Here is a 10,640-nt window from a genome sequence, read left to right as displayed (position 1 = left end):
ATCCTCGGGGGGTCCGGGGGGCCGACAGCCCCCCGGCCTTACCGCCAAAGCTTACTTCTGCGGTTCATACCAGCTGGCCAGACCGTCTTGCAGACGCTTGGCCGCATCTTCCGGCGTCTCGGTGCCCTTGATCACATTGGCCGAGGCGTTCCAGGTCTCGTTCTCCAGGTTCGGCGTGCCGCGCGACAGGATCTGATAGGTGGAGCGGATCGTCGGCTGGCATGTCTCGCGCCAGCTCACGAATTCCTTGGCGAGCGGGTCTTCCATGGTCACCGGCGTGGAATTCAGGCTGAAGAAGCCCGGCAGCGCATTGGCATAGAGCGTGGCGAATTCGGGGCTGCCCACCCATTCCAGAAAGGCCTTGGTCTGTTCGGGATGCGCCGATTTCGCGTTCATTCCCAAGGCGATGTCGGTATGGTCGCTGATATAGCAAGTATCGCCCGCGGCCTGCACCGGCGGCGCAAAGGCCCCCATCTTGAAGCTGGCTTGCGTGTTGAAGCCGCTGATCTCCCACGACCCCGCCGGATAGATCGCGGCGCGGCCCAAGGTGAACAGGTTCTGGCTGTCGGGATAGGTCTGCGCCTCGAACCCGTCGCCCAGATAATCCTTCCACTTGGCCAGTTGCCGGAACGGCGCGACCCAGGCCTCATCGGTCAGCTTCTGCGTGCCGGCGATCAGCGCCTTGCGGCCTTCCTCGCCCTTCCAGTAATTCGGCCCGATGTTGTTATAGCCCATCGTGGCGGCTTCCCACTGGTCATTGGTGCCCATGGCCATCGGGATATAGGTGCCATCCGCCTTGATCTTGTCCAGCGCGGCAAAGAACTCGGCCTCGGTCTTGGGCACTTCGATGCCCAGCTCGGCAAAGGCATCGGCATTATAGATGAAGCCATGGATCACCGAGGCCATCGGCACGCAGAAGGTGGCCTTGCCATCATCGGTCTGCCAGGCCGATTTCGCCACATCCGAGAAATTGGCCATGGCGGCCAGACCGCTCAGATCGGCCAGCTGGCCCTTGTTATACAGCTCCAGCGAGGCATCGAAGGGGCGGCAGGTCACCAGATCGCCCGCAGACCCGGCATCGAGCTTGGAGTTCAGCACGGCATTGTATTCGGCGGGCGCGGTGGGGGCAAAGACCACCTTGATGCCCGGATGCGCGGCCTCGAAGGCCGGGATCAGCTTTTCCTGCCAGATCGCAAGGTCATCATTGCGCCAGCTTTCGATGGTCAGCGTCACATCCTCGGCCTGCGCGGCACCGGCCAGCAGGGTCGAGGTGAGAAGCGCGAAACGCAGCGTCGATTTCATGTCAGTCTCCCGGTTGGTTATTGTTTTTCAATCCGTTCGTCATCGGGGCGGAAGATGCCCGCCCGAAGTCTTGAGGGCGGCCAGCGCCGCCTCGGGGCTCATGCCGCCTGCCACCAGAATGGCAGGTTTCACCGCCCCGTCTGTAGCGGCCAGCGCCAAATCCGCGTCTGCCCGCGACACGCCCGCCACCGAGGCCACGATCCTTGCGGCGCGGTCGATCAGTTTGGCATTGTCGGCCACCACATTGACCATGAAGCCGTTATGCACATGGCCCAGCCGAAGGCCCACCAGCACCGACAGCATGTTCAGTGCCACTTTCTGCGCGGTGGCCGCCCCCATGCGGGTGGAGCCGGTCACCACCTCTGGCCCGGTTTCGATCAGCACCGGCAGGTCGGCCAGATCCAGCAGCGGCGCGCCGGGCACATTGGCAAAACCCGCCACGGTGACGCCGCGCGCCCGCGCCGCCCGCGCCACTTCCAGCGCATAGGGCGTGCGGCCCGAGGCCGAGAGAACCAGCACCACATCCCCCGCCGCCAGCCCGGCGCGCGCCACATCGGCCAAGGCCAGCGCCGGATCATCCTCGACACTGCCGACCAGATGCAGCAGCGCATCGGCGCCGCCTGCAAACAGCATGGGCGTGCGTTCGGGTGGCAGCCCGAAGGTGCCCGCGAGTTCCAGACAATCGGCCAGCGCCATCAGCCCCGACGACCCGGCGCCCGCATAGGCCAGCTTGCCGCCCGATTGCAGCGCCGCCGCCGCAGCCTCGGCCACCGCCAGCAGAGCGGGAAAACCCGCCTCCACAGCGGCCAGCGCGGCCTGCTGCGCCGCTAGAAGATCGGCCAGAACAGCAGGGCCCGAGCGGGCGTGAAGCCCGTCAGATGCCGGATGCCGATCTTCGGTCGTGCGTATGGTCATGTGATTCCCCCGTCGCCATCAATAATGCCAAACTAATACCAATTGTAAAGCACCTTGTTATTCTACCCGTCAAAACAAGGCTTTTCAGCTACTTATAGATTTGCCTTTCCATTTGGTATGCTTTTGGTATCTTGTCGACAAGAGGAATCGCCATGACAGTCTTTCTGGGAATCGACGGGGGCGGCACGGGGTGCCGCGCAGTGGCCAGCGATGCGGCGGGCCACGTGTTGGGGCGCGGCAGCGCGGGCCCCGCCAATGTGAACACCGATCTCGCGGGCACCCGCGCCAATGTGCTGGCCGCAGCCGAGGCCGCGCTGGCAGGCGCCGATCCCGCGCGCGTCACCGCCGTGCTGGGGCTGGCCGGGGCCAATATCCGCAGCGCCGCCGAGGCGCTGTGCCGCAGCCTGCCCTTCGCCCGCACCCGTGTGGTCACCGATGCCGTGACCGCCGCGCGCGGTGCGCTCGGGGGCGAGGACGGGATCGTGGCGGCGATGGGGACCGGCTCGGTCTTTGCGGTGCAACGTGGTGGCGAGATGCGGCAATTCGGCGGGCGCGGCTTCCTGCTGGGCGATGAGGGCAGCGGCGCCGTGCTGGGGCGGGCGCTGCTTGCGCGCGCGCTGCGGGCCGAGGATGGCTTTGCCGAGATGACCCCCTTGCTGCGCAGCATTCTGGCGGAATTCGGCGGCATCGAAGGCGTGATCCGCTTTGCAACCACCGCCCGCCCGGCGGAATTCGGCGCGCTTGCGCCCCGGCTGACGGGCAGCGATGACGCCGCCGCAACCGCCATTTTCGGCGCGGCAGTGGCAGAGGTGCGCAGCATCCTGGACACGCTGCAAGGCCCGGCACCGCTGCCGGTCACTTTCCTCGGCGGGCTGGGCCCGGCCTATGCCGCGCAGCTTGGCAGCCTCTGGACAATTCGCCCGGCACTTGGCAGCGGGGTGGAGGGGGCGCTGGCCATGGCGCGCGCGCTGGCCCCCGCGATGGAGGCATGATGGAAGACCTGTTCTCGCCCGAGGGCTTTGACGAGACCGGCGCCGGGCCGCTTTACCTACAACTGCACCGCCGGATTGCCGAGGCCATCGCCTCGGGCCGGCTGAAACCGGGCGACAGCCTGCCGCCCGAGCGCGAGATGGCGGCGCTGACCGGCCTGTCGCGCGTCACGGTGCGCAAGGGGGTGGAGGCGCTGGTGACCTCGGGGCAGCTGGTGCAGCGGCGCGGCTCTGGCACCTTCGTGGCGCCCAAGGTGGAGCGGCTGGAACAGGCGCTGTCGCTGCTGACCTCCTTTACCGAGGATATGGCCCGGCGCGGGCGGCAGGTCGAAAGCGTCTGGATCGCGCGCGGCCTGCACGCCCCCGCCCCCGAGGAGGTCATGGCGCTTGGCCTTGGCGCCGGGGATCGCGTGGCGCGGCTGGAACGCGTTCGCTCCTCCGATGGTGTGCCGCTGGCGATTGAACGCGCCTCGCTGCCCGGCCCGATCCTGCCCGACCCGGAGGCGGTGACCGGCTCGCTTTATGCCGTGCTGGAGGCGCGGGGCTGCCGCCCGGTGCGCGCGGTGCAGCGCATTTCCGCCGCCAATCTGGGCGTGCGCGATGCCGAATTGCTGGGCGTCATGCCCGGCGTGGCGGGCCTGCGCATCGAGCGCGTGTCCTACCTGCCCTCGGGCAGGGTCGTCGAATTCACCCGATCCCTCTATCGCGGCGATGCCTATGATTTCGCCGTGGAACTGAAACTTGCGCCGGATGGCGAAAGGACAGCCGAATGACCCAGACCCATATGGCCCGCGAAGTGGCCGAGATCCCCGAGGCCGCCGCGCGCTTCCTCGACCGTTCGCGCATTGCCGTGGTGGCCGCCGCTGCCGCGCTGCGCCGCCAGAACCCCGGCCTGATCGCGACGGTGGCGCGGGGGTCTTCGGATCACGCGGCGACCTATCTGAAATATGCCATCGAGCTGGAGGCAGGCATCCCTGTCGCCTCCGTCGGGCCGTCCATCGCCTCGATCTATCGCCGCCCCTTGCGGCTGGCAGGGGCGGCCTGCATCGGCATTTCGCAATCGGGCCGCAGCCCGGATATTGTGGAAATGATGCGCAGCGCGGGCGAAGGCGGCGCGCTGTCCATCGCCATCACCAACCATGCCGACAGCCCGATGGCGCAGGCCTCGGCCCAGTGCCTGCCCTTGCAGGCGGGCGAGGAGCGCAGCGTGGCGGCGACGAAAACCTTTGTCACCAGCGTGTTGGCGGGCCTCAGCCTGCTGGCGGAATGGCGCGAGGATGAGGCGTTGCGCGCCGCCGTCGCAGGGCTGCCCGCTGCGCTGGAACAGGCGGTGAAGCTGGATTGGGCGCCGCTCTCGGCCCGCCTGTCCCGCGCGCCTTCAGCCTTTGTGCTGGGGCGCGGCCCCGGCTTTGCCGTGGCGAATGAGGCGGCGCTGAAGTTCAAGGAGACCTGCGGCATCCATGCCGAATCCTACAGCGCCGCCGAAGTGCTGCATGGCCCGGCGGCCATTGTGCAGGCGCATTTCCCGGTGCTGGCGCTTGGCATCGAGGATGCGGCCCTGCCGCAGCTTTGCACCACGGCCGAGCGGCTGGCGGCGCAAGGGGCCGATGTCTTCGTGACCGGCGCCGATGTGCCGGGGGCGACCCGGCTGCCCTCGGTGCCGGGCCTGCATCCGATCGTGGCGCCGCTGGTGATGATCGCGGCCTTCTACGCCTTTGTAGAGGGGCTGGCGCGGCGGCGTGGCTTTGACCCCGACACCCCGCCGCATCTGCGCAAGGTGACGGAGACGGTGTGATGGCGGTCACGCTTTCCGGCGCCCGAGTGTTTGACGGCCGGGCCTTGCAGGACGGTCTGGCGGTGGTGATCGAAGGCGGCAAGGTTGCCGCGCTGATCCCCGAGGCCGAGGCGCGCGACGTCACCCGGGTTCGAGGCATCCTCGCCCCGGCCTTTCTGGATTTGCAGGTGAATGGCGGCGGCGGCCATCTGGTCAGCGGCGCCACCACCGCCACCGATCTGGCGACGGTCTGCGCCGCGCATCGGGCGCTTGGCACGGCGGGGGTCTTGCCCACGCTGATCACTGACACGCCGGAGGCCACGGCGCAGGTGATCGCCGCGGGCCTTGCCGCCATCGGCACGCCGGGCTTTCTGGGCCTGCATCTGGAGGGCCCGCATCTCGACCCGCGCCGCAAGGGCGCGCATGATCCCGCGCTGATCCGGCCCATGCAGGCCGAAGACCTTGCGCGCCTCTGCGAGGCGGCGCGGCGCCTGCCCGCACTGATGGTGACGCTGGCGCCGGAAAGCGCCACGCCAGAGCAGATTGCCGCCCTCGCCGGGGCGGGCGCGGTGGTCAGCCTTGGCCATAGCGATTGCAGCTTTGAACTGGCGCAGGCGGCGTTCAAGGCCGGTGCGCGCTGCGCCACCCACCTGTTCAACGCCATGAGCCAGATGGGCAATCGTGCGCCGGGGTTGGTGGGCGCGGTGCTGGCGGGCGAGGCGGCGGCAGGGCTGATCGCGGATGCCATTCATGTGCATCCGGCCACCATGCGGGCGGCGCTGGCGGCGCGGCCCGACGGGGTGTTTCTGGTAAGTGACTGCATGGCCTTTGCGGGCACCGATGCAACCGAGATGCTGCTGAACGGGCGGCGTGTGCTGCGCCGCGACGGGCGGCTGACACTGGAGGACGGCACCCTAGCCGGAGCCGACCTCACCCTGCCGCAGGCGATTGCCACGCTGGTGCAACAGGTGGGCATCACGCCGGAGCGGGCTCTGGCCATGGCCTCGGCCCTCCCGGCGCGGCTGATCGGGGTCGCGGACCGCTTCGGCGCCATTGCCCCCGGTCGCGCCGCCGAGCTGGTGCTGCTGGCGCAGGATTTCAGCCTGACGGGCGTGTGGTCGGGTGAGGATTGGTTGATCGCGCCTGCATGAGACCTGCCTTGGCCGGATCAGAAAACGCATCGCGTTTTCCCGGCCATGTCGAAACGGCGACACAAGACCACATCCACAAGAACGACAAAGACCAGTACCTGCCCCGGCGGGTGCGAAGCGCCCGCCATAGGCGGGGCGGGCAGCTCAGCCGGTGGCTTTGGGCCACCTGCCCAAACAGCGGACAGGGTGCCACATGGGCTCGGCAATGGCCTCGCCCAAAAGCTCAGGGCTCATTTCCGCCCGAACAACCGCGACCAGAACCCCTTCGCCCGGTCGCGCGCTGCATCGGCGCTGGCGTCCAGCTCGTCGAGCTTCACGTTCAGATCATCCACCGCCGGGTCGATCATCCGCTCGCGGAACTGCCGCCACATGCGCCACAGCATCAGCCAGGCCAGCCCCAGCAACGCCAGCACGATGATGCTGACCCATGGGATCAGCTGCACATCCGGCCCCTCGACCGCGCGCACCTTCACCGCATTGGGATAGATCGAGAAGATCGGCATCCGCCAGCCATAATGCGTGACCGCCACCCATTCCGGCTTTTCCTTGGGCGAGACCAGGTTCGTTGCCTCGGCTTGCAGGTTCGAGCTGTCATATTTGAAATAGGGCGGCCAGATCCAGCCGGTATCCTCGTTGCGATAGACCATCACCTTGCCATTGGGGAACACCGCCTCGATGAAGCGGATGTCGCGCCTGTCCACCGTGGCCGTGGTGCTGCCGCTGTCGGGCGAGGCGTAGAAGATCGCATTCGCCCCCACCTCGGTCAGGCGGTTATAGGTGCCGGTCAGGCGCACAACGTCGCGCTGCGGCAGGGTGTAATGCAGGAAGGCCGCGACGATCGCAAAGATCGTCAGACGGAATCCCCATTTGATATAGGTCCACATGCGCGGCCCCCTCCTTTTCAGTCGTAATTCACCAGATACACAGTGATGGCGATGCCCACCATCGGCAGGATATAGACCAGCCACAACAGTTTCAGATGCAGGCTGCGATTATGGCCCGCCATCTGCGCCTCGACCCAGGCCTCGCGGTCGCCGGGCAGGCCCTCGGCCTCGAACCGCTTCTCCAGCGCCTCGCGGTGCGTGGAGCGGAAATAGACCCGCAGCAGCCAGTAAAATACCGTCAGCACGAGGAAGGCCAGAACCCAGGCGCGCAGAATGGCCATGACGGCAGCTCCTTTCGCCGGGCAGCTGGCCCGGCTTGGGCAGAAGATAGCCATCTTCGGCACTTTCCGCCACAGGGCAGCCATGCCGCGCTTGGCAAAACCTCCCGCCGCACCCATCATCGGGGCATGAGCGCAAACCCCTCCTCCCGCCTTCTCGCCGAGATCAACGCCCAGATTGCCGGGCGCCGCGCCGATCTGATCGCGCTGACGCAAGACCTGATCCGCATCCCGACGCTGAACCCGCCGGGGCGCTGTTACCGCGAGATCTGCGATTATCTGGCAGACCGGCTGTCGGCGCAGGGCTTTGTGGTGGCGCTGGTGCGGGCCGAGGGGGCGCCGGGCGACAGTGAGGCGCATCCGCGCTGGAACATGGTGGCGCGGCGCGCGGGCAGCGGGCCGGGGGAATGTGTGCATTTCAACAGCCATCACGATGTGGTGGAGGTCGGCCATGGCTGGACCCGCGACCCGTTTGGCGGCGAATTGCACGAGGGTCGCATCTATGGCCGGGGCGCCTGCGACATGAAGGGCGGGCTGGCCGCCAGCATCATCGCCGCTGAATCCTTCATCGCCGCCTGCCCCGACTATCGCGGCGCCATCGAAATCTCCGCCACCGCCGATGAGGAATCCGGCGGCTATGGCGGCGTGGCCTATCTGGCCGAACAGGGCTGGTTCGACCCGGACCGGGTGCAGCATGTCATCATCCCGGAACCCCTGCACAAGGACCGCATCTGCCTTGGTCATCGCGGCGTCTGGTGGGCCGAGGTGGAGACCAAGGGCCGCATCGCCCATGGCTCCATGCCCTTCCTGGGCGACAGCGCCATCCGCCATATGGGCGCCGTGCTGGAGGAGATCGAACGCAAGCTCTATCCGCTGCTGGCGCAGAAACGCACCGCCATGCCGGTGGTGCCGGAAGGCGCGCGGGCCTCGACGCTGAACATCAACTCCATCCATGGTGGCGAGCCGGAGCCCGAGCCGGGCTATACCGGCCTGCCCGCCCCCTGCGTCGCGGATCGCTGCCGCATCATCCTGGACCGCCGCTTCCTGATCGAGGAAGACCTGACCGAGGTGAAGGCCGAGGTGACCGGGCTGCTGGACGGGCTGCGCGCCAGCCGCCCTGGATTTGACTACGCGATCCGCGATCTGTTCGAGGTGAAGCCCACGCAAACCGCGCCCGATGCGCCCATCGTGCGCTCGACCGCCGCCGCGATCGAGCGGGTTCTGGGCCGGGTGGCGGAACATGTCGTCTCGCCCGGCACCTATGACCAGAAGCATATCGACCGCATCGGGCGGATGAAGAACTGCATCGCCTATGGGCCGGGCCTGCTGCATCTGGCGCACCAACCCGATGAATGGGTTGGCGTGCAGGATATGGAAGACAGCGCGCTGGTCATGGCGCTGGTGCTGGCAGATTTGCTGAGGTGAGGGCGCCTCAGTTCAACGCGCCTGCCCGTGCCACCAGAACCGCCGCCGCCCCGTGCAGCGCGCCTTGCGCCGCCGGATCAAGCCGGGCCGCGCCCTGCACCAAGGCCTCCAGATCGGCCCCTTCGGCCACATCGCCAAAGACCCAGGTGCCCGCCTCGGTCGCGCGCCAAGCCAGACGACAAGGCTGCCCGCAGGCCTCACTGTCCAGATGGCCGGAGATCTCGAATTCCGGCCCCATGGCGGCCTGCCCCACCGCCTGCGACAGGCGCTGGAGCAACCGCAGGCCCGGCAGGCAAGGCCCGCCGCGATGCGTGCAATCCTGGCATTGGCGCAGGGCCATACGGGTGGCAAGCGGCGCCGTCGGCACCGCGGACACGCGAAATTCGCGCGGAACGCTGGTCATCTGTCCTCCTTCCGGGGCACCCCGCCCGGGATTGGTTATGGGTTCCTGATGGCAGGTCTCCTGACTTGCGGGTCGCGGCACCCTCCGCCTTCCCGGCCCTTGCGGGCCAGTGGCGGTTGGAGGGCGCTCGCCGCTTACAGTTGCGGGGGCAGTTGCGGGCTTACACCGCATTCCCTTTTCACCCGGCCTTGATACCGGGCACCATCGCGGCCAAAGCTGCCCGCAGCCGCGCCTCCGGTCAAGACCCCATCTGGCGTTTCCCGCATCGCACCGCTAGGGTCACGCCCGACCTCAAGGAGCCCGCCATGCCGCCGAAAGCCGATAAACGCCTGCCCGTGACCCTGATCACCGGCTATCTGGGTGCCGGAAAAACCACGCTACTCAATGCCTTGCTGAAGGATGCCAGCACCGGGCCGGTGGCAGTGCTGATCAATGAATTCGGCGATGTCGGCCTCGATCACGACCTGATCGTGGAAAGCACCGAGGAAATGGTGCTGCTGGAATCGGGCTGCATGTGCTGTGCGGTGCGCGGCGATCTCACCCGCGCGCTGACCGATCTGGCGGCACGGCGCAAGGCCGGGCAGGCCAAGTTTGACCGCGTGGTGATCGAGACCTCGGGCCTCGCCGATCCCGGCCCGATTCTGCACACGCTGCTGGTCGAAAAACCGCTGGCCGAGGCCTATCGCATGGATGGCGTGGTGACGCTGGCCGATGCCGCGCATGGACCGGCCACCCTGGACAAGGGTTTCGAGGCGGTGGCGCAGGTGGCGATGGCCGATCTGATCGTGGTGACCAAATCCGATCTGGTGAGCGCCGAGGCGCTGGCCACCTTTCAGAAGCGCCTGAAAACCATTGCCCCCACCGCGCGGCAAATTCTGGCCGCGCGCGGGCAGGTGCCTGCGGGCGCGCTGTTCGGCCTTGGCATCCCGGCGGAGCTGGCGCAGGCGACCCAGGCCGAGGCCTGGGTGAACGCCGCCGCCGCGCCGAAGCCGCTGCCCGCGCTGACGCAATTCGGCTCGCAGCACGGGCTGTTCGGCGCCGCCTTCAACGCCACCCAGCCCTGGGCCGCCAAGCATGATGACCGCATCCGCTCTGTCTCGGCGGTGATCGACCAGCCGATCCATCCGGGCCTGTTCAACATCTGGATCGACACGTTGATCCAGCTGCGCGGGCCCGACATCTTGCGCTTCAAGGCGCTGATCTGGCTGGAGGGCGAGGCAGAGCCCTATGCCATCCATGGCGTGCAGCATGTGTTTGATCCGCCTGTGAAATTGGCCCGTGCGCCGAAAGGCGGTGACCGGAAATCGCGCATCGTGATCATCGGGCGCGATCTGGCCGAGGGCGTGCTGGAGGAAAGCCTCGCCTTCCTCAACAGCCCTGCCGAAGGGATGCGGTGAGCGCGTCGGGGGGGGGCGGGGGCCCCCCCCCCCCCGGCCCGCCCCCCCCCCCCCAAGGTTTTTGAGAACAAAAACGGGGGGGGGGGCCCCGCGCTACGCGGTGGGGGGCGGGGGGGGGGGGT

At 67.8% G+C, this 10,640-nt stretch carries 11 protein-coding genes and 1 riboswitch; of the genes, 6 read left to right on the top strand and 5 right to left on the bottom strand.

Annotated features, from left to right (window positions below):
• Nucleotides 1-51 precede the first annotated feature (51 nt).
• Together JNN06_RS01090 and JNN06_RS01085 are read right to left on the bottom strand one after the other, a co-directional pair.
• The gene (locus JNN06_RS01090; RefSeq protein ID WP_291237752.1) at nt 52-1,302 is read right to left on the bottom strand and encodes an ABC transporter substrate-binding protein; all 1,251 of its coding nucleotides are present in this window, start codon (nt 1,300-1,302) and stop codon (nt 52-54) included.
• A 39-nt stretch (nt 1,303-1,341) separates the two neighbouring features.
• Nucleotides 1,342-2,217: an N-acetylmuramic acid 6-phosphate etherase gene (locus tag JNN06_RS01085; RefSeq protein ID WP_291237751.1), complete on the bottom strand. Its 876-nt coding sequence runs from the start codon at nt 2,215-2,217 to the stop codon at nt 1,342-1,344.
• Nucleotides 2,218-2,369: 152 nt separating this feature from the next.
• Between JNN06_RS01085 and JNN06_RS01080 the strand changes: the two genes are divergently transcribed.
• From JNN06_RS01080 to nagA, 4 genes are read left to right on the top strand one after another with little or no spacing between them, the layout of a single operon-like run.
• Nucleotides 2,370-3,209: a BadF/BadG/BcrA/BcrD ATPase family protein gene (locus JNN06_RS01080; protein ID WP_291237750.1), complete on the top strand. Its 840-nt coding sequence runs from the start codon at nt 2,370-2,372 to the stop codon at nt 3,207-3,209.
• On the top strand, nt 3,209-3,979 hold the full coding sequence (locus JNN06_RS01075) for a GntR family transcriptional regulator (RefSeq protein ID WP_291237749.1): 771 nt from the start codon (nt 3,209-3,211) through the stop codon (nt 3,977-3,979). The genes JNN06_RS01080 and JNN06_RS01075 overlap by 1 nt, the downstream gene beginning before the upstream one ends.
• A complete protein-coding gene (locus JNN06_RS01070; protein ID WP_291237748.1) occupies nt 3,976-5,001 on the top strand; it encodes an SIS domain-containing protein in 1,026 nt (341 codons plus the stop codon). The genes JNN06_RS01075 and JNN06_RS01070 overlap by 4 nt, the downstream gene beginning before the upstream one ends.
• Entirely contained in the window at nt 5,001-6,131 is a 1,131-nt protein-coding gene (gene nagA, locus JNN06_RS01065; RefSeq protein WP_291237747.1) for an N-acetylglucosamine-6-phosphate deacetylase, read from the top strand. Before JNN06_RS01070 ends, nagA begins: the two co-directional genes overlap by 1 nt.
• A gap of 230 nt (nt 6,132-6,361) precedes the next feature.
• Here the strand turns inward: nagA and JNN06_RS01060 are convergent, their stop codons facing one another.
• Both JNN06_RS01060 and JNN06_RS01055 read right to left on the bottom strand, forming a co-directional pair.
• Complete coding sequence (locus JNN06_RS01060; RefSeq protein ID WP_291237746.1) at nt 6,362-7,015, bottom strand: DUF1523 family protein; 654 nt, start codon at nt 7,013-7,015, stop codon at nt 6,362-6,364.
• 17 nt (nt 7,016-7,032) lie between these two features.
• Complete coding sequence (locus JNN06_RS01055) at nt 7,033-7,296, bottom strand: hypothetical protein (RefSeq protein ID WP_291237745.1); 264 nt, start codon at nt 7,294-7,296, stop codon at nt 7,033-7,035.
• A 126-nt stretch (nt 7,297-7,422) separates the two neighbouring features.
• Here JNN06_RS01055 and JNN06_RS01050 point away from each other — a divergent pair, with 126 nt between their 5' ends.
• Complete coding sequence (locus JNN06_RS01050; RefSeq protein ID WP_291237744.1) at nt 7,423-8,718, top strand: acetylornithine deacetylase/succinyl-diaminopimelate desuccinylase family protein; 1,296 nt, start codon at nt 7,423-7,425, stop codon at nt 8,716-8,718.
• Nucleotides 8,719-8,725: 7 nt separating this feature from the next.
• Here JNN06_RS01050 and JNN06_RS01045 read toward each other — a convergent pair whose 3' ends face one another.
• Nucleotides 8,726-9,121, bottom strand: coding sequence for a DUF1636 family protein (locus JNN06_RS01045; RefSeq protein WP_291237743.1), 396 nt, complete (start codon nt 9,119-9,121; stop codon nt 8,726-8,728).
• 32 nt (nt 9,122-9,153) lie between these two features.
• Nucleotides 9,154-9,342, bottom strand: a riboswitch (cobalamin riboswitch).
• 84 nt (nt 9,343-9,426) lie between these two features.
• Here JNN06_RS01045 and JNN06_RS01040 point away from each other — a divergent pair.
• Nucleotides 9,427-10,518: a GTP-binding protein gene (locus JNN06_RS01040; protein WP_291237742.1), complete on the top strand. Its 1,092-nt coding sequence runs from the start codon at nt 9,427-9,429 to the stop codon at nt 10,516-10,518.
• Nucleotides 10,519-10,640: the final 122 nt, after the last annotated feature.

The sequence above is a fragment of the Gemmobacter sp. genome (assembly GCF_016792925.1).
Classification (GTDB): Bacteria; Pseudomonadota; Alphaproteobacteria; order Rhodobacterales; family Rhodobacteraceae; genus Gemmobacter.
This window is presented reverse-complemented; position numbering and strand designations above follow the sequence as displayed.

Bases quoted from the DNA above. Each gene is read 5' to 3' on its own strand.
- JNN06_RS01090 (WP_291237752.1), bottom strand. From the start codon at position 1,302: ATGAAATCGACGCTGCGTTTCGCGCTTCTCACCTCGACCCTGCTGGCC.
- JNN06_RS01085 (WP_291237751.1), bottom strand. From the start codon at position 2,217: ATGACCATACGCACGACCGAAGATCGGCATCCGGCATCTGACGGGCTT.
- JNN06_RS01080 (WP_291237750.1), top strand. From the start codon at position 2,370: ATGACAGTCTTTCTGGGAATCGACGGGGGCGGCACGGGGTGCCGCGCA.
- JNN06_RS01075 (WP_291237749.1), top strand. From the start codon at position 3,209: ATGGAAGACCTGTTCTCGCCCGAGGGCTTTGACGAGACCGGCGCCGGG.
- JNN06_RS01070 (WP_291237748.1), top strand. From the start codon at position 3,976: ATGACCCAGACCCATATGGCCCGCGAAGTGGCCGAGATCCCCGAGGCC.
- nagA (WP_291237747.1), top strand. From the start codon at position 5,001: ATGGCGGTCACGCTTTCCGGCGCCCGAGTGTTTGACGGCCGGGCCTTG.
- JNN06_RS01060 (WP_291237746.1), bottom strand. From the start codon at position 7,015: ATGTGGACCTATATCAAATGGGGATTCCGTCTGACGATCTTTGCGATC.
- JNN06_RS01055 (WP_291237745.1), bottom strand. From the start codon at position 7,296: ATGGCCATTCTGCGCGCCTGGGTTCTGGCCTTCCTCGTGCTGACGGTA.
- JNN06_RS01050 (WP_291237744.1), top strand. From the start codon at position 7,423: ATGAGCGCAAACCCCTCCTCCCGCCTTCTCGCCGAGATCAACGCCCAG.
- JNN06_RS01045 (WP_291237743.1), bottom strand. From the start codon at position 9,121: ATGACCAGCGTTCCGCGCGAATTTCGCGTGTCCGCGGTGCCGACGGCG.
- JNN06_RS01040 (WP_291237742.1), top strand. From the start codon at position 9,427: ATGCCGCCGAAAGCCGATAAACGCCTGCCCGTGACCCTGATCACCGGC.